Below are 25,630 nucleotides of genomic sequence, written 5' to 3'. Positions count from 1 at the left end.
ATTTATGATTATTCCTTATTAGTATTATCGGCATCCGGTTCGTATTCTTTAAACTCTTCTATCCACTCCTTTACTTTTGATTGCAGAAGAGCCTTGTTTGGTAGATAGAGTTCGTAGGCAGAGGCATAAATATTGGCATCTTTGGGGAGAGTTAAGTCTACTAATGCATCATTCTTCTTTTTACACAGAAGAATTCCGATGGTTGGCTTCTCAAAATCCTGCTTTACATATCGGTCGAAATAATTGACGTACATTTGCATCTGTCCGAGATCTTGATGGGTTAGCTTATCTTTCTTTAAATCTATAAGGCAATAACATTGCAACAGACGATTGTAGAACACCAAGTCCACATAAAAATGCTCTTCATCAAAAGTGAATCGCTTCTGCCTTGCTTCGAACAAGAATCCCTTACCCATTTCGAGCAGGAAATCACGCATCTTACTTATGATAGCACTTTCCAATTTTGTTTCACTGTATGAATCATCTACTTTTAGGCCAAGAAATTCCAGCGTAAGCGGGTCTTTGATCACATCGTCTGGTTTTTCTACTGTTTGCCCCTCTTTCGCCAGACGCATTACTTCATCTTTATTACGGCTCAAAGCCAAACGCTCATAAAGACTGGAAGCATACTGACGTTGCAACTGACGTACACTCCAATCTTGCTTTTGGCTCTCAATCTCATAAAAGTTACGCTCTTCATCATTCTTTATACGCATTAGAACGAGATAATGAGACCAAGAAAGAGTGAATGGATGAATTTGGTCTACACCGTAGACCGATTTTAATTGATTTTTGGGGATACTCCCAGTTACAGGACTATATATTTGGAAGAATTTTCTACACTTCTTAAGGGTTTCCACTGACCATCCTTCACCATATTTATCAGTTAATTTTTCAGAAATTCTTTTCAGCACCGCTTTTCCGTATGCAGCACGCTGCTCTCCTTGCTGTTCATCCTCGACAATATAGCTGCCCACACCATAGTTGGTATAAACCATTGCTGTATTAATGGTGGTCTTTACTTTTCTCCGTGATTCGTCTATTAGCTGAGATATACGTTCAAAGAGAACATCTTCTCTTTTTTGAATATTATTTTCCCCCATTACTCTTCAATGTTTGCCATTAGTTTCTGTAGTTCAGCCACAGCCTTGTTAATATTGTCACTTTTCGTTTTGATTTCCTGCATCAGTTCGGCTAAAGATTTATTCTCCTCATCTCCACCTTGTTTGATCCAGCTGATATCGAGACTTGTCTTGTCGCGTTGTAGAATCTCATTGACCGAATATTTACGCCAACGACCATTCGGATTGTTTACCGCATCGTAGGTTTCTTTACGGTTCGCCCTGTTGTCGGCTTGGTAGCATTCTACAAACTCGTTCAAATGTTGACGTTGCATTGGATTAGTAGCTAAGGTATGTTTGATATCTGTACGATAATCAAAGAACCATATGTCCTGGGTTGAAGTTCCTTTAGAGAAAAACAAAACATTTGCCTTTACTCCTTGTGCATAGAATATTCCGGTAGGTAAGCGGAGTATTGTATGCAGATTGAAGTTCTTCAGCAGTTCTTTGCGGATGATTTCACCTGCATTACCCTCAAACAGAACGTTGTCTGGCAGCACAACGGCAGCACGACCTCCATTTTTTAGCATTACCATGATGTGCTGTAAGAAATTAAGCTGGTTGTTCTTGGTCTCTACATAGAAATCCGGACGGTTGATATCCACCGATCCGGCAGGTCTTGTTCCGAAAGGAGGATTGGCAAGTATTACATCTACCAGTGTATCTGGAACTTTCTCTAAAGAATCCTGACAAACAACGGGACTCCGGTCTGTGCCAATGCCATGCAGGTAAAGATTCATGGATGCCAATGTGACCACAAGCGCTGTGTTGTCAAAACCGTGAAGGGCCTTATCTTTAAGAAAATTGCGCTTGTCTTTATCTTGTGATTGCTCTTTCATATAGTCATATGCAGCCAAAAGGAAGCCACCTGTCCCACAAGCAGGGTCGCAAACAGTTTCAGTAATCTTCGGGTGAGTTACATCTACCATCGTCTGTATCAGAGAGCGAGGCGTAAAGTACTGTCCGGCACCACTTTTCTTGTCTTGTCCATTCTTCTCTAAAATGCTTTCATAGATTGCCCCTTTTACGTCTCCATCCATCAAGAGCCATTGATTCTCATTTATCAGCGAAATCACCTTTTTCAGATAAACAGGCTTATCTATCTTATTCTGCGCCTTGGTGAAAATCGTACCTATCAGATTTTCTTCTTCACTTAACTTTTTGAGAGTGTCTTCATACTGTTTAGTCAGATCAAGTCCTTCAAGTGCTATTAGGTCATTCCAGCGATAACCTTCAGGAATGGCTGACTTTTCACCAAAAGTTTCCACATTTTCCTCATCCATCTTTAAAAAGAGGAGATAGGTCAATTGTGTGATATAGTCAGTAAATCCGATGCCTTGTCCGGCAAGGGTGGTGGCTAAAGTCCAGACTTTTTTGGTTAATGAGGCTTCTGTATTGATTGTTCTTTTTGCCATTATTATGCTATTTTTCTATAAATAATAAATTTAGAGAGTGACACCAAAGCTTCGTCAGCAGTAGCGACTCCGCCAAATGCACGAATCAGCTGGGCTGCACGAGTTTTGTCATCTTCCCGGATGTCTTTAATGCTGCAAGCTCCGTTTGAAGCTATATAGTTCACAACTTGCCGGATAATTTCAATCTGTTTCTCCGTGATATTTCGTTGTGTCTGCCCATACCAAAGGTTAAACCGTTGCTGGGCTGCCGGATAAAGGCTTTCCAATTGGTCTATCTGATGGAAGGCGAAACGTACCAACTGAATAATATTAGTCAATGCATCCTTTTCTTCTTTGGTAGAACGGGTCTTGACGTGCTTTGGATGAACGATGGTGTAGGAATTCCATAATTGTGATTGGCTGAATCTATTATTCGCCATCTTCAACCTGTTTTCCAAATCCTTTAGGAGCGAGTAGGTAATCGGGCTCCCATTATTGTTGTAAATAAGTCGCAAAGCTTCCACTTCGTCTTTATGTTCCTCGCAATATTGCTCAAAGGCAGAGGTGGTAATTTGAGCTTCTTCTATAGAAAAGCCTTTTGAAATCAAAGTATCCTCTCCCGGTTGTAGCGTATCCACGAAACCGGCATTGAGTATAAGCAGATATTCACGGGCTTCCGGATAGTTCGCAATATTGACTACCAATCCTTTTCGCTCGTTGTTAGGCTTGTTTATATCCACGTATGGAGGCAGTGAATCCTGTTCTATTGCAGTGTAAATATTACCCGATATATCTTTCATATCTGCGTGAGCTAATTCGATGAACTTATTCCGCTGGGATTGGTCGCTTTTATTATAGAGACGTGAAAGCCGGGCAGCCAATAAGCGCAAATTGTCATCGGTTAAGTTGCCGTGAGTGATACGCTCCAGCAATTCTTTGAAAGTAATCAGTTTGGTCGTTGGGCCGTCTGACGGAGGAGTGATTTTTTTATCATGTTCCGTTACTCCAACTGCATCCACCAAGAAGAAGCAGTCTTTGCTAAAAGCATTAGGAGTGACATTGCGCAACTGTTCGTCACCGATAGTACGAACACCACGTCCTTTCATTTGAATGTAGAGAGGTTCGGAAGCCACATCGCGCATAAAGAGAAGCACTTCAAGCGGTTTTACATCTGTACCTGTGGCAACCAACGTGCAAGTCACCGCAATGCGAAATTCCCTATTCACCCGAAACTGGCGTATCAACTCGTTGCTGTCTCCCGATGAATAGGTTATCTTCTGTACAAAAGTGTCATCGTTTTCATGTCCGAACACCTCTTTCGCAATACGTACGATGTTTGTCGCATGATTTTCGTTAAGGGCGAATATCAGCGTTTTGGGCAGATAGTTCATGTCTGGCTCTCGCTGAGGCTCATTAAACATTTCTGAATAGACCGCATTACGATATGTTTCAAGTACCAGCTTGATTTGAGCCGGATTGATGATGCTTCGGTTTAACTCTTCCTTCGTATAGTTTTTGGCCTCTTTATTGCTGATGTTTTCAACTTTACCTGTATAAACAGTGGCCCGTTTCAACTTGTCGCCCTCCAGGATGGCACCACCTTCTTCCGTTGCCCTCGTCTTGATGCGATAAACCCGGCAATCCACATTCACTCCATCCACGATGGATTGTTCGAGCGTATAGTTCACAATGGTATTACTGTTGAAAAATGCTTTCGTTTCCGGAACTGGAGTGGCGGTAAGCCCCACCAACTTTGCCGTATTGAAGTAATCCAGAACTTTCTTCCAGTTCCCGTAAATGGAACGATGGCATTCGTCTATGATGATCATATCAAAGAATTCAGGAGGTAGATTCGGGTTCGTTGGAAATTCTATTTCTTTGGTGTCATCGTATTCTTCATCATTATCCGTATCTTCTATATCTTCTCCTTTCAAAAGTGAGAACAAGCGTTGGATGGTAGAAATTACTACATTGCTATCCTGTGGAACTTTAGAAGAACGTATTCTATTGACGGTAAAAATAGTATTGAAAGGGTCACCGTTCTCTGTAAGACGAAACCTGCCAAACTCTCCTTCGGCTTGTTTCCCCAAGTTATTTCTGTCCACCAGAAACAGTATTCGTTTCATCGGAGTGTAGGCTAGGAATCGGTATGCTGCAAGACAAGCCGTGTAGGTTTTTCCTGCGCCTGTGGCCAACACCATTAAAGCTTTGTTTTGCCCTGAGCGAAAACTTTTCTCTAATTCGGTAATGGCTTCGTATTGGCAATCGCGCAGTCCTTTTTTACGCAAGACGGGAAGTCCTGCATAGAAGTCTTTTATACCCAGCATCCTTACAATCTCTTTGGGGGTATGTATGCGGTTTAATTCCAGATAGTCGGAATCTGCGTTGCGATAATCCTTAAATTGCACAACGTTTCCATTCGATTGATAAATCAAAGGGAGTGGTTTCATATAAGCTTGGTAACAATTAGGAACACTACGTGCATATAGTGCAGCCTGCTCGCATACAGTATTATTGGAGACATCCACTTCTTCTCGTTTGGCTTCTAATATACCGACTGCCTTTCCGTTGATAAACAGAAAATAATCAGCTTCCAAATTACCTTTTAGCAGACCTTCTTTGATCGCAACTGCTGTAATGTTGGGGGCGTAATGATTACGATCAACAACAGCCCATCCTGCGTCAATAAACATTTGGTCTATTTTTATTCGTGCCTTCTCTTCTGGTTTCATGTTCCAACAAGTGTAACTTCTGATAAATATTCTTATCAGAAGTTACAAAAGTAATAAAGAGAGCTGATATTCAGAAAATATTTTGCTAAAATCTACTTTTTACGTTTGAACTTTAAATGATCTTGTGTGAGATTAAATTGTAACTAAAACAAAAATACTATCTTTGCAGCATGAGTGAAGATACCTACAAAACCATAAGCTCCCCTTCCGAAGGGACTTACACTGAGAAGCGCAGTAAGTTCATTGCTATCGCTTTGCCCGTGCGTACTGTCGATGAGGTAAAATCGCATCTGGAAGTTTATCAGAAGAAATATTATGATGCCCGCCACGTCTGCTACGCCTATATGCTGGGGGCCGAACGTAAAGATTTCCGCGCCAATGATAACGGAGAACCTTCCGGTACGGCTGGGAAGCCGATCCTGGGACAGATAAACTCCAATGAACTGACGGATATACTGATAATCGTTGTCCGCTATTTCGGCGGCATAAAGTTGGGAACAAGCGGACTGATTGTTGCTTATAAAGCTGCTGCTGCCGAGGCGATAGCTGCTGCCGAAGTGATAGAGAAAACGGTGGACGAAGCGGTGACCTTCTTGTTTGAATATCCCTTTATGAATGATGTAATGCGTATCGTAAAGGAAGAAGAACCGGAAATTCTGGAACAGTCGTATGATATGGATTGCCGTATGACACTTCGCATCCGGAAGTCGATGATGCCGAAGTTGAGGGCGCGTCTGGAAAAAGTAGAAACATTACGCTTCGAGGAAGTGTAATGTCTCCGGCTTCCAGGTGCTCCAGTACGTTTATTTCAAAGATAAATCATTATAATGGATTTTTCGGTGAGTACCGTCGCAAAAGGGTTGTTTATAGGACTTTCCGCATCGGCATAAGGCAATCCTGCCTGTTCGTATTTCTGTTTTCCCTTCTCTGTCTATCAGTTTAAAATTACCTTCTACAATAAAAGGTCCATTGGGGGTAGCTGTAATGGCTACCATATTTTCTTCATTTTTCATGTTATCGAAAATTTAATATTTGATGTTTCAAGTAGAACGCTTCTACATGGAAATAGTTTGTTTATTCACTTTCTTTTGGAGGATTTCCTTATCTTTAAATAAAATAAGCTGCGTCTCTGCATAACTTTTTCATGCCAGCATGAAAGTTCTACCTTCGATTTGCATTATCTTTGCACACTTGTTAATTAGGAAAAAAACAATTTATTATGGCATTTGAAGCAACAAAACGTGAGTTGGGCGAACTCTATACATTCTTTCGCCTTCTGGCAGACGGGAAAGTTTCACTGGGTACACCGCAAGCCCGGAAGGATGAAACGAAATACTGGCCTATTGCACTGATACAGAGAGAGGAACACGACGGTACACGTCGTTATTACATAGAGTCGGATAATGTCCGTATAGTTAGTGGTGTATTAGAGAAAGAAGGTACATTTACTACAACTGATAAGGAAGAACAGCTCATTCCCCGTGAAGATTTTGGCGGAGCTGCCGGGTTTATTCTTGAATTATTGAAGACTACCAGCGGTTCCGACGCCATTGAAGTCCCTGAGGAATTGGAAGCATTTCTGGATGCGGTCAATATCTACGACCTGGAAGCGAAGACGGAAGACCGTACGGATTTCTCAGTAGCTTTCTGGCATCCCGAGGCTCCGTTGACAGGCTTTAATGTCCGTTGCCGTCTTAGTTCGATGAATCCATTGCTGGACGGCGGGCGTACGGCGAACCTGAAGCTGGAACAGTCGGGTATTAAATTTGCAACGCCTACGGTGAATAAGGTGAATGCCTTGCCGGAGTCTCCCACAGAAGTTACCGAACGCATGCTGATGATTGAGCGTCTGGGTGGGGTGTTGAAATACTCTGACGTAGCCGACCGTGTATTCCGTTGTAATTTGCTGATGATTGATTTGCATTTTCCTCGTATGCTGGCTGAAATGGTGCGTATGATGCATCTCGATGGCATAGCCCGTATCAGCGAGTTGACGGAACGTATCAAAGAAATCAATCCTTTGAAGATAAAGGATGAGCTGATAAATAAACATGGTTTCTATGAGTTTAAAATGAAACAGTTCCTGTTGGCACTGGTTCTTGGCATGCGTCCGGCAAAGATTTATAGTGGTACGGATTCCGCCGTGGAAGGTATTCTGCTGGTGGATGCAGAAGGAGAAGTGCTTTGCTATCATAAATCGGAGCGCCGGACATTTGCCGATTTCCTTTATCTGAATACCCGTTTAGAGAAAGGTTCGGTAGATAAGGATAAGTACGGCTTTCTGGAAAAAGAGAATGGTGTATATTATTTCAAACTGAATGTAAAGATTGGATTGACAAAAAAATAACAAGTATGAATGAAGTTTTAAAGACCATCAAGTCGCGTCGTAGCATACGCGCTTATACGGAACAGCAGATATCTCAAGAAGATTTGAATACTATTCTGGAAGTGGCGACCTATGCCCCCAGTGGTATGAATTATCAGACCTGGCATTTCACGGCTATTCAGAATGCCGCGGTATTGGAAGAACTGAATGAGAAGATTAAAGGTGCTTTTGCTAAAAGTGACGAGCCTCGTCTACAGGAGCGTGGACAGAGCCAAACTTATTGCTGTTATTATCATGCGCCCACACTTGTTATCGTATCTAATGAACCGACGCAGTGGTGGGCAGCTATGGATTGTGCTTGTGCCATGCAGAATATCTTCCTGTCCGCCAAGTCTCTTGGTATAGGCTCTTGCTGGATCAATCAATTGGGGCAGACTTGTGATGATCCGGATGTCCGTGCTTTCCTGACGAAGCTGGGTATTCCCGAAAATCACCGTGTATATGGTTGTGCTGCTTTGGGCTATGCTGCTACTGCCCCGGCAAAGGAGAGGCAACTGGCAGAAGGTACTGTGACGATCATTAAGTGATACTGAACTTTCTTTTTCTGAATTATCAGGCTGATTTCCTATCTTAGGATTTGTTTCATGGCTTGAAACAAATGGTTTCACCTATTGAAACAAAATGTTTCATGCCGAGAAACAAACAGTTTCATTACTTGGAACAAATAGTTTCACATCGAGAAACAAATGGTTTCATTATTTGAAACTGCCAATGAAATAAGGATGAAAAGGAATCGCAATGAAGAAAGAATATATCTTTCTCATTTATAAATAGAAAATGTCCGCAGGGGAGGCAGCAGTCAGGTAATTAATGAACTATACATGAAGCAATTTTGTATAATCCTGCCACCTCGCCCTTTGGACTTTTTTATTTTATTATCTTTCCATATTGATGATACCACTATCCGTATCACTGTTATTTAATCCCTTGTTTCCGGCTTTATGTTTTCTGCCGAATTCAAAAGTATAACCTATCCGGAGTACAAACATCTGTCCTGTTTCCTTTACAAAGGTTTCCGAACGGAAGGGAGCTACTTCACTGATACGTTCTTTTCCTACTTTATAATTGTTGGTAAAGGGAAACATAACACCAAACCCTGCCTGAAAGTTCTGTTTGGTATACATAGCCATGAGTGCCGTTTGGTTTTCATTCTTTTTAATCGTCTCTCCGAAGAAACTATCCTGTACTTTTCTGAACTGTCCGAGTAAAGAGAATCCCTTATATTGTAGTTGCGCCATCAGACTGTAATAGAACTGATCGTATGTGTGGCTGTAATCCAAGCCTGCCGACCAGCTACGGGTATATCCTCCCGAGGCATAGAGTGTCAGGAAGTCTTTCAACCCGAACAGTGTCGTACCATTTATCCCAATCATCAACTCTGCATTCAAGTTCTGGAATGAGCGTTGATTCTCGTCTTTTAATATTAACTTACCATCTTCTACGAAAATACTCTCCATAATGGGATTGTCGTAATATTGATGGCGTATGCTTAAGTTAGCGTTGAATTGTTTTTTGGAATAGCTGTACGACAGTGAGTTCGTAAACTGCTGGTACGTTTTCAATAACGGGTTACCACGTACGATTTGTATGGTATCTATGGCCTGTTCCACATCTGTCAGTGATCCGAGTGACGGAATGGCCGGACTGATATTGAAACGATAACGCAAGAAACCTGCTTTTTTTAGATTATAACTCAACCGTACGGTAGGCGTAAAAGTATAGTAAGCATGATCTTCATCACTTTCCTTAAACCAGGCACGCGTCATACCCACACTACCTGCATAGCTGAAATCTTTTACTTTACCCTGCACTTCAAGGAAAGCAGAGGTTTGCGATTGATCCATCTTCGATGTAGTAGGATTGGAACCTTTGTACTCGTTTTCTGTTCGCATCTGATAATGGCGGGCACCGCCGCTCAGCTTCACGTTTTCGAAACTTTTTTCATAAATTGCTTCACCGATAACGGAACGCTTGTCACCATCCACCAGTGTAAGGATATCTGCCAGTGGGGCATTCTCATCCTTATATTCTTTGTATTTCCGGTTGTTTTTGGTATGGATCAGCGTTCCTGTCACATTCATCTGAATGCTCTGCTGATGGGGTAGGGTATGCTGAAAGTAAAGATCGAGTGCCGGGGAATAACTGGATGAATGATTATTGACATACGAATATATATGGTCTGTACTGCCTACTGCCCACATTTTGTTCAACTCATTCTGATAAGGAGCATTAAACAGGTTGTTGCGGAAGATAGCATTGAAAACATATTTGTCGGTCTTTGTCAGATTGTAGGTCAGGTTCAGGTTGTTGATGAAGCTGAGTGCGGGAGATTCATCTTCAATGCCTTGCTTGATACGGTCTATGGTACGGTCGCCCAGATAGAAAGTTTCGTGTGATTCCAGTCGGCTATGATACTTGCCGTTTTTGTTGAAGTAATCTATACCCCATTCGGAGTTCTTATAGTTGAACTTTGCACTTAGGAAATTCTCTCCCCATAGGGTATGCGGCGAATCGGAAAGTTGGAAATTTACCACACCGCCTGTTTCCCGGCGACGTAAGATTATATTGACTACAGCACCCAGTTCGTCGTCACTGTATTGTTTGCCGGGGTCTTCAATAAATTCCACGCGCAGTACATCTTTGGCTCTGACGGCTGCTATTTCCTTATCTGTTACTTTGATTCCGTTGATGCGAGTTTGTACAGCTCCACCGCCACTGATGCTCATGCTGTTGGTGAATTTATCTACCTGCAGGCGAGCGATTCCCAGATTATCCAATAAGTCGTAAGCACCGAATGAACGTTTCAGTTGACTCTCGGTGGGCAGGATAATTTGTCTGTCTACCTTTTGCAGCACATTACTGGCCGATACGGTTACTTCTCCCAGGCTTACGGCATCTTCTTCCAGAAAGACATCCCCCAGGTCAAGGTTCTTGTTTAGATTCAAGAGAAGTATTTCACTTCGATAGCCTATGAAAGAAACCGACAGGCGGTAGTTTCCTGCTTTGATCTTGTTGAGAGCAAACCTGCCCTGAGTATCCGAAGTCACTCCTGTTATCAGAGTAGAGTCCGTGCCCCATAACGATACATTAGCGGCTATGATGGCCTCCTGAGAAGCGTCCGTAACACGTCCTTTGATTGTAAGGTTCTGCGCCTGCATACTGAGTACGGAGAGGACGGTCAGTAGTAAAAATAGTTTTGTTTTCATATTCGTTACTGTTAGTAGATTACTGTTTGATTAGAGATGTAAAAGACACTCCTCCCTGTCAGGGAAGATTTTATAATTTGTATTTCAGATGTTTATACTTTCGGCGTCGAGACTATGAAAGTTGGGATTGTACAGCAGAATTCAGTTCGTACACCAGAGTAAAAACTTTAACTATGATGAGCACGAAGAGGAGTCCGAAGGTAATCCATAATGCAATCTTTGCGTTTCTCTTCATGAACTGCTATTTTTAAGTTTATTATATCGTTCTATCACTTCATCTATGCTGATGCCGAGTAACTCCATGTTTAGGAATACATCGGCCAGTTGGTTATCGAAGAATTCTTTCTTTTGTATTTTCATCACCTTCTTTACCGCATCTTTTGCCAGATAAAATCCCATGCCCCGCTCCGAATAAATAATGTCTTCCGCCTGTAGATATTCATAAGCCTTCATTACGGTGCGTGAGTTCACGGCAAGCAGTGCGGAGAGTTCCCTAACCGAGACTACCCGTTCTTCCGCTTGCCACTCCCGGGTCAGTATCTTGCTGAAACAGAAGTCCACAATCTGTTGGTATATAGGTTTATTGGTTTTAAACTCCATGGCTTACAATTGTTTTTCTTTGAGCAGGAAGTAACCCGAGACCCATGTTCCGATGAGGAATAAGAGTGGAGTGGCATAATTGCAAAAAGCAATGATGGCTTCTCCCGTACTGTTCATTGGAAAGTTATATATCGGATAGGATATGTTTGCTATCCAGTATCCGTGGCTGTCGGCAGGTTCCCATAAACTTATGGAAAGTATGATTCCAAAGAAGGCTATGAAGCAGGCGCATAAGACTATAAAAGAATTTATCAGTTTTTGCTGTTTGAAGGCTATACAACCAATAAAGAAGGTACCTTGCAGCAGGCTATATGTCAGAATCTGGTCGTTTTGAATAATATGAAGTTCAATGTGATTACCAAAATGTGACAGATAGTCGGTACCCGATAAAATAAGTATTGCTTTGATTCCTAATATTAGTAGCGTACAAAATATGGGAAGTATGAGTATATACTTTATCCACAAGTGAAGGAACTTTTCAAAAGCGGAAGCGGGCAACAACAAGTAAAGGGTGGAATTGTGCTTGGTAATACTTGGTTCCAGCAGACAAGGAGCGATGCAGAGAAACCACAAGATGTAACGGCAAAAGCTATTGGCTTGCGTGTGTTCGGTGTAATAACTCATCCCTTTATTTATGTCGTACATCATACAAAGAAGGCAAATTCCCAGAACAATACCTGCGCTCCATAACAAGTGTTTTCCGGTTTCTTGCTTCTTATAATTCTCCAATAGGAAGAAACGTTTCAGATTAAAGGTTGCATTCATAATTTCTTCTTATCATTTATTCGTTCCATATCATTTTAATTCTTTCCGGTTCTTGCAGCATTGCCTTATACAGTAATTCAATATCTGTTGTATTCTCTTCTCCTTCTTCATTGGATAAGATGGAGAAATAGCCGTGCAAGTCTTGTTCGCTATAAAGACTATCTTCGGGTAAGGATGCCGTCCGGACGAAGAGTAACCGTTCACTGATTTCGTCCAGTGAGTGGTTTAATAAGATTTCCCCTTCGCCAAGGATAATCAGATGATCCAGTAGATTCTCAAAATCATGTGCTTGATGGGTAGAGATGAGCAAGGTGCTTTCATCATCCACACTACGACTGATAATGCGCTTCAAAGTCTGCCGGGAAGTGATGTCCAGTCCGTTGGTAGGTTCATCAAGCAGGGTGAGGGGAGTATGCAGGGCTAAGGCATAGGCCAACATTGCTTTCTTCTGCTGTCCGTAGGAGACAGTAGACAGTTTCTGTTTTCCGTCAATGTGTAATTCTTCCAGGTTCTGCTCAAATTCTTTTCGACTGAAATGAGGATAGAAAACTGAATGATGGGCGGCAAACTGATAAATGCTTTCAGTGGGCATCTGCATCTCTTCCGGCAGAAAGAAGTAGTGGCTCAGTAATTCCGGACTTCTTTGGGCAGAATTACAATTATCGATTTTACACTCACCTTTCCATGGGAAAAGAAGTCCGCAGATGAGATGCATCAGTGTGGTTTTTCCTACCCCATTTTCTCCCAATAATCCGTATATTCCACTACCTACTTCCAAAGATATATCGTTGAAAATAGGTTGTTTAGACTTATATCCGTAGTTTACATTCTCTATCTTTATCATAACTTCTTTGGTGTTGTACTGATGTACAACACTGCAAACGTAAATGATGCTGGTGAGAAAAGCAAGGAATAGAGACTTTAATTAATATGTTTTAGCATATTATTTTATAGAATCAGCCATACCGCCACCATGTGACATGCTGAGCCTGCCAGTACAAAGAAGTGAAAAACGGAATGCATATATCGCTGTCGGAAAGAGTAAAATACGGCCCCGGTGATGTAGCATACACCTTCGGCGATCATCCAGTAACAAGTTCCTTCGGCAACGGCATATAGTGGTTTGAAAGCAACCAGTACGGACAAGCCCATGACAATGAAACAAATGGTTTCCACATTGCTGTGTTCCTCCATTTTGCGGAAACTCACAATGGTACCGATAATGGCGCATAGCCATACGAATCCGAACAAGCCCCATCCCCAGGCACCTTCACTTCGCAGTGCAATTAGTGTGACGGGCGAATAACTACCTGCAATATGCCAGTAGATAGCTGCGTGATCCCAATTCCGTAATCGTTTTTTCCAGGGATTATGATATCTCAGTGCGTGATAAAGGGTAGAGAAGATGTAAGAACCCAGCATGCCGAACAAGTAGAGGCAGATGCCGAACGTTGCCCAAAATTCTCCGTCGCTTTTTATGAAAAACAGTGTGCCCACGATAATACCCATCAGAATGCCTGCGGCATGTGACAGTGTATTTATTCTTTCTTCTCCTTTAGTGTAGAAAAGTCCGTTATTTTTTCTGTTTCGGGTTGTATTCATTGGGTGAGATGGATAAGCAGAACATTAAAAAACGCCTCGCAAAGGTAGACGTTTTCGGGTAGAATGCAAATTTTGGGTGGATGAAAATAGGAGTCTGTTCTTCCGGGTAAAAGAAAATCCCGCTGCCTTCTTCTATCCGTCAGGGTAAGACTGGCGGATTAGAAGGGGGGCAAAACGGGACATACTATTATGAGAGTTGAGTCTTTTTATTGGTGGATGATACCTTAGAAGCACCCGTAGCACGTTGGCAACAGCTTGCGGTCGCCCAGCGTATTATCTACACGCGCTACATTTATCCAGAATTTATTTTCGCGTACGCTCTCTATCGGATAGGCAGCCTTTTCGCGAGTATAACTATGTTCCCAATTATTGGCAACCACTTCGTATTCAGGATGCGGAGCATTCACCAATACATTGTCTTCCTTATCTGCTTTGCCTTCTTTCACTTCCTGAATTTCTTCCCAGATGTTTAGCATTACATTTACGAAATTATCCAGTTCGCTGAGGCTTTCACTTTCCGTAGGCTCTATCATCAGCGTGCCGTGAACAGGGAAGGAGAGGGTAGGAGCATGATACCCATAATCCATCAATCGTTTGGCTATGTCATTTTCGCTGATACCAGTTTCTTCATGTACCTTACGGCATTCCAATATCATTTCATGGCCTACGAATCCCGTAGCTCCACGGTATACAATACCATACGTATCTTTCAGACAGGCTGCCAGATAATTGGCACTGAGGATTGCAATTTTTGTTGCACGTGTCAGTCCTTCCGTACCCATCATACGGATATATCCGTAAGTAATAGGCAGGATACCTGCACTACCGAAAGGAGCGGCAGACACAGCATTAACAGGATTACCGAATAACGGATGTCCTGGCAGGAATGGAACCAGATGTTCCGCTACGCAGATAGGACCTACACCCGGACCACCACCACCGTGAGGAGAGGCAAAAGTCTTGTGCAGGTTCAGGTGGCAAACGTCGGCACCAATAGAACCGGGGTTTGTCAGACCTACCTGTGCATTCATATTTGCACCGTCCATATATACTTGTGCACCACAATCGTGGATGATGCGGCAGATTTCGACAATTTCAGTTTCAAAAATACCGTGTGTGGAAGGATAGGTAATCATCAATGCGGCAAGCTCCTCTTTATTCTCTTCTGCTTTAGCACGCAGGTCGTTCATGTCTACATTACCCTGATCGTCACAAGCGCAAGTCACGGTAGTGAAACCAGCCTGGATGGCTGATGCGGGATTGGTTCCGTGAGCCGAAGCAGGAATCAGCACCTTGTTCCGATGTCCCTGCCCGATGTTTTCCAGATAAGCACGGATCACGCGGAGACCTGCGTACTCACCTGCCGCACCGGAATTCGGTTGCAGACTGACACTGGCAAAACCTGTAATGATTCTCAGTTCTTCACTAAGATTATTTATCAGTTCACGATACCCTTCAGCCTGGTCTTCGGGAACAAGTGGGTGCATACACATAAACTCGGGGCGACTGAGAGGTAGCATTTCTGCGGCTGCATTCAACTTCATGGTGCAGGAACCAAGGGAAATCATGGAATGTGCAAGGGAAATATCCATACGGTCGAGGTGTTTGATATAACGCATCATCTCTGTTTCCGTATGATATTTATTGAATACCTCATGCGTCAGATAAGGACTCTGACGTTTCAGGGTTTTATTGATAGTGCTGTTTACGGGAATATCTTCTGCCTTTGTCCAATCCTTTCCGGCTGCAATGGCAAAGATAGAGTGTAGTATATTGGTAGCAGCTACATCAGTGGTTTCATCGATGCTCATACCTACGTCGCCATTATCAAAATAGCGTAGGTTGACTTCCTTACTTAGTGCAATGGTACGTATCTGTTGTGCAGATACAGTATCAGGCAATACAAAACGTAGGGTGTCGAAGTATTGCTCGTTCACTTGTTTGTATCCCAGTTTGTTGATGTTCTTTTCGAGATATGCTGCAATGCTGTGAATGCGTTCGGCGATGGTGCGAATGCCTTCCGGTCCATGATATACGGCATAGAAACCTGCCATCGTTGCCAGCAACGCTTGTGCGGTACAGATATTTGAAGTGGCTTTTTCACGTTTGATATGTTGCTCACGGGTTTGCAGGGCCATACGATAACACAACTTTCCGTATTTGTCTTTTGACCAGCCAATGATACGTCCCGGAATGTTACGTTTGTACTCGTCACGCGTAGCGAAATAACCGGCAGACGGTCCGCCATAGAACATCGGTGTGCCAAGTCGTTGCGTAGTACCGAATACAACGTCAGCTCCCCATTCTCCCGGAGGTGTGAGCAGGGCAAGGCTCAGAATATCGGCGGCTACAGCTACTTTGCAGTTGGCGGCATGAGCTTTTTCTACAAAAGTGCGGTAATCTTCCACATTTCCACTTGCATTGGGATATTGCAGTATGCAGGCAAAAATATCCGATGTCATTTCCATCTCGGAATATTTTCCTGTGCGTATTTGGATACCTTGCGGGATGGCGCGTGTAGTCATTACTGCCAATGTCTGCGGGAAAACGCTTTCGTCTACAAACACGACGTTTGCACCGGATTTCTGCATATCGCGTGGACGCAAGGCATACATCATAGTGACAGCTTCGGCGGCAGCAGTGGCTTCATCCAGCAGGGAGCAGTTGGCGAGCGGCATACCAGTCAGGTCGCAGACAGCTGTTTGGAAGTTCATCAACGCTTCGAGGCGTCCCTGTGAAACTTCTGTCTGGTAAGGAGTATAAGAGGTATACCATACAGGATTTTCAAATACATTCCGTTGAATAACGGCGGGGGTGATAGTATTGTACCAGCCGAGGCCGATATACGTAGTGTAAAGTTTGTTTTTGCACGCCAACCGGGTGATGTGTCGGCCGAACTCATATTCTGTCATGGGCTCGGGGAGTGCCAACGGTTCTTTCAGCCGAATGTTTGCAGGGATGGTCTTATCTATCAACTCATCCAGACTGCCGACTCCTATTTTTTGGAGCATTTTCTCTTCGTCTTTCTCGCTGATGCCGATGTGGCGGCAAGCTAATAGGTCGCTTTTCATATCTATATTTAATTTAAGTTTATCTGAAGAATGGGTTTTCTGCCTTTTCAATGCCGATGGTAGTCGGAGCACCATGTCCGGGATAGACTATTGTCTCATTGGGCAATACGAACAGGCGGCTGCAGATATGCTCTTTCAGTTCGTCGAAGTTGCCGCCGGTGAGGTCGGCACGCCCGATGCTACCTTGGAAAAGTACGTCTCCGGAGAACATACAGTGGTCTGCAGCGCAGTAATAAACAAGGCTTCCCGGTGAGTGTCCCGGCACGTGAATAGCCTCTAGTGTTGTATTCCCAAAACTGATGATGTCTCCATCATGCAGGTAGTGCCCTATCGGCGCAGGCAGTTCGTTCCAATGGAAGCCAAACATGCGGCTTTGTTTCGGAGCTTCATCAATCCAGAATTCATCGGCCTTATTGGCTTCTACTTGCAGACCGAATTCTTTAACCATGAAAGCGTTTCCAAAGATATGATCCAGATGCAGGTGCGTATTGAGGAGATGTTTTACGTTCAGTCCATTCTTGATGATGAAGTTCTTCAACGCTTGTTTTTCCTCCTCATAATAGCAACCGGGGTCTATCACGGTAGCTTCAAGGGTGTCGTCCCACAGAACGTAGCAGTTCACGGGGAACATATTAAACTCAAACCTTTTTATTTTCATGATAGGTATATGTTAGTCATTATTTCTGTGATTAAGGCGTCACATAAACCACTTTTTTCGTTTCAAAGAATTCCTCCTCAAAATAGTCTTTCAGATCATACATCACGGTCTTGTTCTTGAAAGGCATAGCCTCATTGGCCAACTCGCCGCCTTTCAGACAAATCAGTCCGTTAGGCAAAGCATTCTGTTGTTTGGGAGTGATATTCTTACGAATGATTTTCAGTAAATCGGCAAGCGGCATTACAGCACGGCTTACAACGAAATCGAATAACTGCTTTTCCTCCTCAGCCCGGGCATGGCGGAAAGTGACATTTTCCAGTCCGATGCTGTTGGCTACTTCCGTTGCTACGCGCACCTTCTTTCCAATACTGTCGACAAGGTGGAATTTCACTTCAGGAAATAAGATAGCAAGAGGAATACCGGGAAAGCCTCCTCCTGTTCCCAGATCCATGATATGGGTACCGGGTGCGAAGCGGGTAACCTTGGCTATACCCAGTGAATGGAGTACATGATGTTCGTACAGGTTCTCGATGTCTTTGCGTGATATGACGTTTATTTTTGCATTCCAGTCTGTATAGAGGTCATAGAGGGCCGCGAACTGTTGCTTCTGCGTCTCTGTGAGGTCCGGGAAGTACTTTAAAATGATTTCCATGCTTGTTATTTATGATTTTAGTTCTCGTTTCTCACTTCGTTCAATACCATTGTATCATCGCTCAGTAAATGCGACATGATTTCATAAGGCAGAGTGATTTCTACCGGTCCCATCACATAGGGAGCGATTTCATAAATATTATAATAGAAAGTGATTCCTTTTTCACTCAGGTAGAAGTTCTCGGTTGGTTCCAGGTCTCCGGTGCTTGTATATCCCATTTCTTCTACTTCCTGGCGTGTAGTGGCCTTGTTATCTGCCATGAGTTGGTTCCACAGTAAGTCAGTGAGCGTTTCCTGATATTCTCCTACAAAAATATCGTCCAGGCGTATCGGACTCAAAGTACGCAGGTCCATATTGAGGAAAGTGGACATATAAATGCCATGGGCGCCTCCGGTAAATTCATTGTAGTCAATGCGGTAAACCAGCAGATGCTTTTTGTAATATTGCACATGGCCTTCTACACCTTTGTAATAGGAGTACCAGGCACTTATGGATACTGAATCTTCTTTTTCCGCTTCATCTTTGGCATACATCGGTTCCAGATCTTTCAGATAATCCTGAATATAGGTTTCTTTATAAGCTTGCACAGCCTCTTCGGGTGTCATCGTCATGTACTTATCGCCGAAACAGGCAGAAAGGAAATAGGTATTGAGGCTATCTTTCAGTTTCTCGTCGGACGATTTACTGGCATAGGCAAAGTTGATGGTAATGTTACATCCGGGCTTTGCTGTATCTCCGAACAGGTGGGCAGTCTCATTTACCTGTATACTGTCGAACTCCAACGCACCGGCGTTTTTGTTCATGGTGTTACCACAAGAAAATAAAAAGCCACTTGCCGCAAGTAGAATGACAAGTAGGCTGACATATTGCTTTTTCATTTGGACTTTCTTCGTTAAATTCAACATTTCGGTTTCAGTTCGCTATCGACAAATATAGGACATATAAACGAATAGAACATATAAAAAATGAAAAAATAATAGGCATAAATGCTTTTATCTACCTATCTTTGCATCAGATATGAAGAGACTTCGTTACATATTGGCAGTATTATTGTCCCTGACGGTTGTGTATGCAGGGGCCGGAGTTTCTATTGTCCACTATTGTTGTGCACGTTGCGCCACAGAGCAGGCATGCTGCACCAATGGTTGTGCTAAATGCCACAAATCTCATCATAATCCGGAAAAATCTTGCAAGGATGAAGGCTGTACGGCTACTTTCTATAAGGTAGACCTTGTGAAATACTCGTGTGAAAGCCCTGTTATAGCCGTACCTGTTATTCAACTTCTCTGTGAAGCATTGCCGGATTTCCAGTACTCCTTGCCTACGGGTGATTTGGAAGAGGTGTTCTATAATGTACCTCCACATCCTGACAGTTCGAGGCAGTATCTGGCTCTTTATTCTGTTCTCATCATTTAGAATTCCCTTATTATGGAGTGAATCTGCTCCTGTACGTTTGAAAGACCTTCATTTCTTTCAAATATGGGTCGGTACTGTACCCTAACCATACCAACTCCGTGTCAAGTCCATACCAAGTCCGTACCAAGTCCAAGCGTATAGATACGGAACAAGTACGGACCGGATAGGGAGAGAATACGGTGCAGGTCATTTAAAATGATTGCAAGAACTAATAGAACTTTAAGAATAATGAGATTTTTATATATTTTTCTTTTTCTCGCCATAACCTTGAACTTGCAGGCGCAAGTGACAGGTGTTGTAAAAGACACTGCCGGAGAACCCATTCCGGGTGCAAATGTTTTCTGGATGAATACAACCGAAGGTGCAACCACTAATGAAGACGGTAACTTCTCTATTCATAAACCTGCCCGTAGCCATATGCTTGTAGTTAGCTTTATCGGATTTGAAAATGATACGGTACATGTGGATAAGGGCAATCAGCAACTTGAGATTGTGCTTCGTGAAGGAGTGGAATTAGGTGAAGTGAATATTGTAACCCGTAAAATGGGTACTATGAAGTTACGTTCCAGTGTGATGAACGAAGATATGATCAGTAGTGCCGAACTGACACGTGCAGCCTGCTGTAATCTGGGCGAGAGTTTTGTGACAAACCCTTCCGTCGATGTAAGCTATTCGGATGCTGCCACGGGGGCCAAACAGATTAAATTACTGGGGCTCTCCGGCACTTATGTACAGATGATGACTGAAAATATTCCGAATTTCCGTGGGGCAGCCGCTCCTTATGGATTAGGATATGTGCCGGGACCGTGGATGCAGAGTATACAGGTCAGTAAAGGAAGTTCATCCGTGAAGAATGGCTATGAGTCTATAACCGGACAAATTAATGTAGAATTCAAGAAACCTCAGTTGCCGGAAGCGGATTGGGTGTCGGCAAATCTTTTTGCCAGCAGCACAAACCGGTATGAAGCTAATGCGGATGCTACAGTGAAGCTTTCGAAGCGCTGGAGTACTTCTTTACTGGCACATTATGAAAATGAGACGAAATCTCATGACTCCAATGATGATGGTTTTGTGGATATTCCGCGTGTGGAGCAGTACAACTTCTGGAACCGATGGGCGTATATGGGCGATCATTATGTATTTCAGGCAGGTATAAAGGCTTTGCATGAAACCCGTAACAGTGGTCAGACTGCTCATGGACAGACACCTACTCATGATCTATATGAAATAGGCATTCAGACAAACCGTTACGAAGCCTTCACCAAGAATGCTTATATTTTCGATAAAGAAAAGAACACGAATCTTGCTTTGATTCTGCAGGGAACCTTGCATAATCAGGATGCCACTTACGGACGTAAACTGTATGATGTGGACCAAAGCAATTTCTATGCTTCGTTGCTTTTTGAGACGGAGTTCAGCAAGCAGCATAGTCTTTCCACGGGATTAAGTTTCAATTATGATGGTTACGATCAGCATTACCGGCTGACAAATCAGGTAGAAGACGGATTGACGAAGAAATTTGTGAAGGAGTCTGTTCCGGGAGCATATGTCCAGTATACATTCAATCTGAATGATCAGTTGATGTTGATGGGCGGTATCCGGGGAGATTACAGCAGCGAACATGGTTTCTTTGTTACACCGCGTGCACACGTCAAGTATAATCCGAATGAGTATCTGCATTTTCGTTTGTCTGCCGGTAAGGGATACCGTACCAATCATGTATTGGCGGAGAATAACTATCTTCTGGCAAGCAGCCGTAAAATGAAGATTGCCCCTCATCTGGATCAAGAGGAAGCGTGGAATTACGGAGCGAGTGTATCTACTTACATTCCTGTTTTTGGCAAGACACTGAATGTGAATGCCGAGTATTACTATACGGATTTTCTGAAACAGGTGGTTGTTGATATGGATAGCAATCCGCATGAAGTGGCCTTTTATAATCTGGATGGACGTTCTTACTCGCATGTGTTTCAGGTAGAGGTAAGTTATCCGTTTTTCAAAGGTTTCAACCTTACGGCAGCCTACCGTCTGACAGATGCGAAGACCACCTACAATGGTAAACTAATGGAGAAACCACTGACCGGAAAGTATAAGGGCTTATTGACAGCTTCCTATCAGACACCTCTGGGATTATGGCAGTTTGATGCTACCCTTCAGTTGAATGGGGGTGGAAGGATGCCCGATCCTTACGAACTTGCTGACGGCAGTCTTTCGTGGGAACGCCGTTATGGAAGCTTTCAGCAACTTAGTGCCCAAGTAACGCGTTATTTCCGTCGCTGGTCTATTTATGTCGGTGGTGAGAACCTGACGAACTTTAAGCAGAAGAATCCGATAATTGATGCCTCTAATCCATGGGGAGAGAACTTCGATGCTACCATGGTGTGGGGACCGATGCATGGTGCTAAGGCATATATCGGGTTGAGGTTTAACCTTGCAAGAAACTAAAATCTAATTTTATATAAACTCAAAATAAGGAGATATTTATGAAAACAAAAAGAGTGATGGCTGCCCTCGTAGTAGCTTTATTGAGTGTAACAGCAGTGATGGCAAAAGATATCCGTACCGCTGTTTTTAAAGTTTCACAGATGCATTGCGAAAACTGTGAGCGGAAAGTGAAAAGCAACATTAAATTTGAGAAAGGAGTAAAAGAATTCTCTACAGACTTGAAAACAAAAACTGTGTCTATTACCTACGATGCTGAAAAGACAAATGTAGACAAACTGAAAGCTGGTTTCAAGAAGTTCAACTACGAAGCTGAGTTCGTTAAGGAGGCGAAGCAAGAGGATAAGAAGTAGTCGAACAAACAGCCTGTAGAGATTGTTATTTACTGTATGAGTATGGGCTGAATGATAATTTGCAATAGGCATATAAGCCTTTCAGCCTGTTATATTATCATTCCTCCCATTCTTGTACAATTATCAGCTAATTTTGATAAATCATAAAAACAATATATATGGCTAATTTAAAGAAACAGACGTTTCCCGTACTGAACATGCATTGTGCGGGATGCGCCAATAACGTAGAAAAGACCGTTCGCAAGTTGGTGGGCATTACAGATGCTTCGGTCAACTTTGCTTCCAATACACTGTCTGTCTCCTATGAGACGGATAAGCTGACATCCGGAGAAATTCGTGCTGCCGTACTGGCTGCGGGCTATGACCTCATTATTGAGGAAGAACATGCCGAAGAGCGTCAGGAGGAAGAACAACAGAAGCGTTACCGCCGCCTGAAAGGGCGGGTGATAGGAGCGTGGTTATTTGCTATTCCTCTGCTGTTGCTTTCCATGGTCTTTATGCATGTACCCTATTCTAATGAAATACAGATGGTATTGGCTATTCCAGTACTGGTGTTGTTCGGTACACCATTCTATACCGGTGCCTGGAAACAGGCTCGTCTGGGACGCAGTAACATGGATACCTTGGTTGCACTGAGTACATCCATTGCTTTTCTGTTTAGCGTTTTTAATACCTTTTTCCCCGATTTCTGGTATAGCCGTGGCTTGGAGCCTCATGTTTATTATGAAGCTGCTGTGGTTATTATCGCTTTTGTACTGACAGGTAAGTTGATGGAAGAGCGTGCCAAAGGTAACACTTCTACTGCCATCCGCAAACTAATGGGATTACAACCCAAGATAGCCCGCGTGGTGCGCAACGGTAAGGAAGAGGATATTCCTTTGGAACAGCTGAGAATTGACGACCTAGTCAGCGTACGTCCCGGTGAGCAAATTCCCGTTGACGGCTTTTTGACCGAGGGTGATTCTTATGTTGATGAAAGTATGATCAGCGGTGAACCTATCCCGGTAGAAAAGAAGACCGGTTCGCATGTATTGGCTGGAACCATCAATCAGAAAGGTTCATTCATTATTCGTGCCGAGAAAGTGGGTAGTGAAACGGTGCTGGCGCGTATTATCCGTATGGTGCAAGAAGCACAGGGCAGTAAAGCTCCCGTACAACGTATTGTGGATAAGGTGACAGGTATCTTTGTTCCTGTAGTATTGGGCTTGTCTGTACTGACATTCTTTATCTGGATGTTCTTCGGTGGTGTAGATATGCTTTCCCATGCCATGTTATCGGCGGTTTCCGTATTGGTGATTGCTTGTCCCTGTGCATTGGGGTTGGCCACGCCTACAGCTTTGATGGTAGGTATTGGTAAAGCTGCCGATCATCATATTCTGATAAAAGATGCTGTTGCGTTGGAACAGATGCGAAAGGTGAATGTGGTAGTGTTGGATAAGACCGGCACATTGACTGAAGGGCATCCCACTGTTACCGGATGGTTATGGGCACAGCCGCAGGAGGAACACTATAAAGATGTTCTTCTGGCTGCCGAACTTAAATCCGAACATCCGTTGGCAGGTGCTATTGTGACTGCTCTGCAAGAACAGGAGCATATCGAACCTGCAGCTTTGGACAGTTTTGAAAGTATTACCGGAAAAGGGATCAAAGTCTCTTATCAGGGTATTGAGTATTGGGCAGGCAGTCATAAGCTATTGAAAGATTATCATGCCGCTCTTACTGATGTATTGGGAGAGATGCTGGCCCAGTATGAATCGGATGGTTGCAGTATCATTTACTTTGGACGTAAGAATGAACTGCTTGCCATTGTAGCTATCAAGGACCAGATAAAAGCTACTTCCGTTGAAGCTGTCCGCGAACTTCGTACTCAGGGTATTGATGTATATATGCTGACGGGAGACGGAGAACGTACTGCTTCTTCTGTTGCCGCACGCTTGGGTAATATCCAATACATTTCTGATGCTATGCCAGATGACAAGGAAGAGTTTGTCCGTCAGCTCCAGCTTCAAGGAAAGACGGTGGCGATGGTAGGCGATGGCATCAATGACTCACAGGCTTTGGCTTGTGCCGATGTCAGCATTGCCATGGGTAAAGGAACTGATATTGCTATGGATGTAGCGATGGTAACCCTCATGACTTCGGACCTATTACTATTGCCGAAAGCATTCAACCTCTCCCGGCAAACTGTACGTTTGATTCATCAGAATCTGTTTTGGGCATTTATCTATAACCTGATAGGCATTCCTATTGCAGCAGGACTGCTTTATCCCATCAACGGATTGTTGCTGAACCCTATGCTGGCAAGTGCCGCTATGGCGTTCTCCAGTGTATCGGTGGTATTGAACAGCCTTCGACTGAGATACTAACTATTTCTATATTCCAACGGACTCATCCCCATGTGCCTCTTGAAGTACTTTCCAAAGAAAGAGGCACTGGGGAAGTTCAGTGAATAGGCTATCTCCTGGATAGTCATATCTGTAGATTTCAACCGTGCCTTGACGTCGATGATGACTACATGTGAAATGATATCAAGCACATTCCTTCCAGTTACTTGTTTTACGGTAGTGCTGAGGTGCTGCAGGGAGATTCCCAGTTTGTCGGCATAGAATTGGGCACGCCGTTCCGTCATATAGTTTTCAATAACCAGTTGCACGAATTTATGGCAAATCTCCTCCTTACGGCTTTTGGCAAGAATGTTTTGCGGACGACGGGCATAGAGGGTATTAATTCCCAGCAAAATGCTGTGAAGTACGCTTTGTGCCATTGCTGTACTGGTGGGGTGAGAGATAGATATCCGGGTCAGTAATGCGAAGTAATCTACAAAATAAGAGGCTATGGTATCGCTCACATTGACAATCGGATTGTCCCATATTTTGGAGAATGAACCCATAGTAGCTTGTAGCAGATTGATGCCATTGACACAGTGGGCGGAAAATCCTGCAAAGCAGAGCCGGACTTTTTCTTTTTGTTCATTGAGCTGTATGATAGTGCCCGGCATCAGGATAATCAAATCATTCTTTTTGATTTCATATTCCATCAGATTGATGGATGCCTTGATAGTTCCTTCGGTGCATAATGCGAAAATGCAAGCCTTCAATCGACACGACTGGCGATAGAGATTCAGAATATCTTCTGTAACATCTCTCCATGCCAGCATTTCGACCGGCAAATCTACTTGTGGGAAGTTATGTTTCATCTTTTTTCATTTTGCTGTCGGCAAATATACGATTTT

At 43.3% G+C, this 25,630-nt stretch carries 22 protein-coding genes; 7 read left to right on the top strand and 15 right to left on the bottom strand.

Annotated features, from left to right (window positions below):
* Positions 1-8: 8 nt before the first annotated feature.
* Genes DW036_RS18455 through DW036_RS18445 form a run of 3 tightly spaced genes read right to left on the bottom strand, consistent with a single transcriptional unit; the run spans position 9 to position 5,247 of the window.
* Positions 9-1,103 carry a YhcG family protein gene (locus DW036_RS18455; protein ID WP_118465692.1) on the bottom strand — a complete coding sequence of 365 codons (1,095 nt, stop codon included), beginning with the start codon at positions 1,101-1,103 and terminating at the stop codon, positions 9-11.
* Positions 1,103-2,536 carry a class I SAM-dependent DNA methyltransferase gene (locus tag DW036_RS18450; RefSeq protein ID WP_118465691.1) on the bottom strand — a complete coding sequence of 478 codons (1,434 nt, stop codon included), beginning with the start codon at positions 2,534-2,536 and terminating at the stop codon, positions 1,103-1,105. Before DW036_RS18450 ends, DW036_RS18455 begins: the two co-directional genes overlap by 1 nt.
* A gap of 2 nt (positions 2,537-2,538) precedes the next feature.
* Positions 2,539-5,247: a type I restriction endonuclease subunit R gene (locus tag DW036_RS18445; protein WP_118465690.1), complete on the bottom strand. Its 2,709-nt coding sequence runs from the start codon at positions 5,245-5,247 to the stop codon at positions 2,539-2,541.
* Positions 5,248-5,417: 170 nt separating this feature from the next.
* Between DW036_RS18445 and DW036_RS18440 the strand changes: the two genes are divergently transcribed.
* A complete protein-coding gene (locus tag DW036_RS18440; protein WP_118465689.1) occupies positions 5,418-6,020 on the top strand; it encodes a YigZ family protein in 603 nt (200 codons plus the stop codon).
* A gap of 30 nt (positions 6,021-6,050) precedes the next feature.
* On the opposite strand, the gene DW036_RS18435 is transcribed toward DW036_RS18440, so the two are convergent.
* Entirely contained in the window at positions 6,051-6,260 is a 210-nt protein-coding gene (locus DW036_RS18435) for a CDGSH iron-sulfur domain-containing protein (RefSeq protein WP_118465688.1), read from the bottom strand.
* A gap of 206 nt (positions 6,261-6,466) precedes the next feature.
* On the opposite strand from DW036_RS18435, the gene DW036_RS18430 reads away from it, so the two are divergent.
* Both DW036_RS18430 and DW036_RS18425 read left to right on the top strand, forming a co-directional pair.
* On the top strand, positions 6,467-7,594 hold the full coding sequence (locus tag DW036_RS18430) for an HpaII family restriction endonuclease (protein WP_118465687.1): 1,128 nt from the start codon (positions 6,467-6,469) through the stop codon (positions 7,592-7,594).
* Between the two features lie 5 nt (positions 7,595-7,599).
* A complete protein-coding gene (locus DW036_RS18425; RefSeq protein ID WP_118465686.1) occupies positions 7,600-8,160 on the top strand; it encodes a nitroreductase in 561 nt (186 codons plus the stop codon).
* A 348-nt stretch (positions 8,161-8,508) separates the two neighbouring features.
* Here the strand turns inward: DW036_RS18425 and DW036_RS18420 are convergent, their stop codons facing one another.
* From DW036_RS18420 to DW036_RS18380, 10 genes are all read right to left on the bottom strand, one after another.
* Positions 8,509-10,839 (bottom strand): TonB-dependent receptor, encoded by a 2,331-nt coding sequence (locus DW036_RS18420; protein ID WP_118465685.1) that lies wholly within the window; start codon positions 10,837-10,839, stop codon positions 8,509-8,511.
* A 112-nt stretch (positions 10,840-10,951) separates the two neighbouring features.
* The gene (locus DW036_RS26200) at positions 10,952-11,074 is read right to left on the bottom strand and encodes a hypothetical protein (protein WP_255421318.1); all 123 of its coding nucleotides are present in this window, start codon (positions 11,072-11,074) and stop codon (positions 10,952-10,954) included.
* Positions 11,071-11,439 (bottom strand): GntR family transcriptional regulator, encoded by a 369-nt coding sequence (locus DW036_RS18415; protein ID WP_118465684.1) that lies wholly within the window; start codon positions 11,437-11,439, stop codon positions 11,071-11,073. The genes DW036_RS26200 and DW036_RS18415 overlap by 4 nt, the downstream gene beginning before the upstream one ends.
* 3 nt (positions 11,440-11,442) lie before the next feature.
* On the bottom strand, positions 11,443-12,204 hold the full coding sequence (locus tag DW036_RS18410) for a hypothetical protein (RefSeq protein ID WP_118465683.1): 762 nt from the start codon (positions 12,202-12,204) through the stop codon (positions 11,443-11,445).
* Between the two features lie 16 nt (positions 12,205-12,220).
* A complete protein-coding gene (locus DW036_RS18405) occupies positions 12,221-13,048 on the bottom strand; it encodes an ATP-binding cassette domain-containing protein (RefSeq protein WP_118465682.1) in 828 nt (275 codons plus the stop codon).
* Between the two features lie 104 nt (positions 13,049-13,152).
* Positions 13,153-13,806 (bottom strand): hemolysin III family protein, encoded by a 654-nt coding sequence (locus DW036_RS18400; protein WP_118465681.1) that lies wholly within the window; start codon positions 13,804-13,806, stop codon positions 13,153-13,155.
* 224 nt (positions 13,807-14,030) lie between these two features.
* Positions 14,031-16,877, bottom strand: coding sequence for an aminomethyl-transferring glycine dehydrogenase (gene gcvP, locus DW036_RS18395; RefSeq protein ID WP_118465680.1), 2,847 nt, complete (start codon positions 16,875-16,877; stop codon positions 14,031-14,033).
* 19 nt (positions 16,878-16,896) lie between these two features.
* Complete coding sequence (locus DW036_RS18390) at positions 16,897-17,535, bottom strand: MBL fold metallo-hydrolase (protein ID WP_044533096.1); 639 nt, start codon at positions 17,533-17,535, stop codon at positions 16,897-16,899.
* A gap of 31 nt (positions 17,536-17,566) precedes the next feature.
* Positions 17,567-18,187 (bottom strand): 16S rRNA (guanine(527)-N(7))-methyltransferase RsmG, encoded by a 621-nt coding sequence (gene rsmG, locus DW036_RS18385; protein ID WP_118465679.1) that lies wholly within the window; start codon positions 18,185-18,187, stop codon positions 17,567-17,569.
* A 17-nt stretch (positions 18,188-18,204) separates the two neighbouring features.
* Complete coding sequence (locus DW036_RS18380) at positions 18,205-19,065, bottom strand: DUF3298 and DUF4163 domain-containing protein (RefSeq protein ID WP_118465797.1); 861 nt, start codon at positions 19,063-19,065, stop codon at positions 18,205-18,207.
* 139 nt (positions 19,066-19,204) lie between these two features.
* On the opposite strand from DW036_RS18380, the gene DW036_RS18375 reads away from it, so the two are divergent.
* The 4 genes from DW036_RS18375 to DW036_RS18360 all read left to right on the top strand — a co-directional run bounded on the left by DW036_RS18375 (position 19,205) and on the right by DW036_RS18360 (position 24,764).
* Entirely contained in the window at positions 19,205-19,603 is a 399-nt protein-coding gene (locus DW036_RS18375) for a hypothetical protein (RefSeq protein ID WP_118465678.1), read from the top strand.
* Between the two features lie 228 nt (positions 19,604-19,831).
* The gene (locus tag DW036_RS18370; protein WP_118465677.1) at positions 19,832-22,048 is read left to right on the top strand and encodes a TonB-dependent receptor; all 2,217 of its coding nucleotides are present in this window, start codon (positions 19,832-19,834) and stop codon (positions 22,046-22,048) included.
* A 38-nt stretch (positions 22,049-22,086) separates the two neighbouring features.
* Entirely contained in the window at positions 22,087-22,398 is a 312-nt protein-coding gene (locus DW036_RS18365; RefSeq protein ID WP_118465676.1) for a heavy-metal-associated domain-containing protein, read from the top strand.
* 158 nt (positions 22,399-22,556) lie between these two features.
* Positions 22,557-24,764 carry a heavy metal translocating P-type ATPase gene (locus tag DW036_RS18360; protein ID WP_118465675.1) on the top strand — a complete coding sequence of 736 codons (2,208 nt, stop codon included), beginning with the start codon at positions 22,557-22,559 and terminating at the stop codon, positions 24,762-24,764.
* Here the strand turns inward: DW036_RS18360 and DW036_RS18355 are convergent.
* Entirely contained in the window at positions 24,761-25,594 is an 834-nt protein-coding gene (locus DW036_RS18355) for a helix-turn-helix domain-containing protein (protein ID WP_118465674.1), read from the bottom strand. The two genes, DW036_RS18360 and DW036_RS18355, sit on opposite strands and share 4 nt — an antisense overlap.
* Positions 25,595-25,630: the final 36 nt, after the last annotated feature.

This window comes from Bacteroides sp. AF39-11AC (assembly GCF_003474285.1).
Taxonomy (GTDB): domain Bacteria; phylum Bacteroidota; class Bacteroidia; order Bacteroidales; family Bacteroidaceae; genus Bacteroides.
The sequence above is the reverse complement of the archived record's forward strand: the minus strand, read 5'-3'. Positions and strand labels throughout refer to the sequence as shown.

Excerpts from the sequence above, each read along its gene's own strand:
- DW036_RS18455 (WP_118465692.1), bottom strand. The coding sequence starts at position 1,103 with ATGGGGGAAAATAATATTCAAAAAAGAGAAGATGTTCTCTTTGAACGT.
- DW036_RS18450 (WP_118465691.1), bottom strand. The coding sequence starts at position 2,536 with ATGGCAAAAAGAACAATCAATACAGAAGCCTCATTAACCAAAAAAGTC.
- DW036_RS18445 (WP_118465690.1), bottom strand. The coding sequence starts at position 5,247 with ATGAAACCAGAAGAGAAGGCACGAATAAAAATAGACCAAATGTTTATT.
- DW036_RS18440 (WP_118465689.1), top strand. The coding sequence starts at position 5,418 with ATGAGTGAAGATACCTACAAAACCATAAGCTCCCCTTCCGAAGGGACT.
- DW036_RS18435 (WP_118465688.1), bottom strand. The coding sequence starts at position 6,260 with ATGAAAAATGAAGAAAATATGGTAGCCATTACAGCTACCCCCAATGGA.
- DW036_RS18430 (WP_118465687.1), top strand. The coding sequence starts at position 6,467 with ATGGCATTTGAAGCAACAAAACGTGAGTTGGGCGAACTCTATACATTC.
- DW036_RS18425 (WP_118465686.1), top strand. The coding sequence starts at position 7,600 with ATGAATGAAGTTTTAAAGACCATCAAGTCGCGTCGTAGCATACGCGCT.
- DW036_RS18420 (WP_118465685.1), bottom strand. The coding sequence starts at position 10,839 with ATGAAAACAAAACTATTTTTACTACTGACCGTCCTCTCCGTACTCAGT.
- DW036_RS26200 (WP_255421318.1), bottom strand. The coding sequence starts at position 11,074 with ATGAAGAGAAACGCAAAGATTGCATTATGGATTACCTTCGGACTCCTC.
- DW036_RS18415 (WP_118465684.1), bottom strand. The coding sequence starts at position 11,439 with ATGGAGTTTAAAACCAATAAACCTATATACCAACAGATTGTGGACTTC.
- DW036_RS18410 (WP_118465683.1), bottom strand. The coding sequence starts at position 12,204 with ATGAATGCAACCTTTAATCTGAAACGTTTCTTCCTATTGGAGAATTAT.
- DW036_RS18405 (WP_118465682.1), bottom strand. The coding sequence starts at position 13,048 with ATGATAAAGATAGAGAATGTAAACTACGGATATAAGTCTAAACAACCT.
- DW036_RS18400 (WP_118465681.1), bottom strand. The coding sequence starts at position 13,806 with ATGAATACAACCCGAAACAGAAAAAATAACGGACTTTTCTACACTAAA.
- gcvP (WP_118465680.1), bottom strand. The coding sequence starts at position 16,877 with ATGAAAAGCGACCTATTAGCTTGCCGCCACATCGGCATCAGCGAGAAA.
- DW036_RS18390 (WP_044533096.1), bottom strand. The coding sequence starts at position 17,535 with ATGAAAATAAAAAGGTTTGAGTTTAATATGTTCCCCGTGAACTGCTAC.
- rsmG (WP_118465679.1), bottom strand. The coding sequence starts at position 18,187 with ATGGAAATCATTTTAAAGTACTTCCCGGACCTCACAGAGACGCAGAAG.
- DW036_RS18380 (WP_118465797.1), bottom strand. The coding sequence starts at position 19,065 with ATGAAAAAGCAATATGTCAGCCTACTTGTCATTCTACTTGCGGCAAGT.
- DW036_RS18375 (WP_118465678.1), top strand. The coding sequence starts at position 19,205 with ATGAAGAGACTTCGTTACATATTGGCAGTATTATTGTCCCTGACGGTT.
- DW036_RS18370 (WP_118465677.1), top strand. The coding sequence starts at position 19,832 with ATGAGATTTTTATATATTTTTCTTTTTCTCGCCATAACCTTGAACTTG.
- DW036_RS18365 (WP_118465676.1), top strand. The coding sequence starts at position 22,087 with ATGAAAACAAAAAGAGTGATGGCTGCCCTCGTAGTAGCTTTATTGAGT.
- DW036_RS18360 (WP_118465675.1), top strand. The coding sequence starts at position 22,557 with ATGGCTAATTTAAAGAAACAGACGTTTCCCGTACTGAACATGCATTGT.
- DW036_RS18355 (WP_118465674.1), bottom strand. The coding sequence starts at position 25,594 with ATGAAACATAACTTCCCACAAGTAGATTTGCCGGTCGAAATGCTGGCA.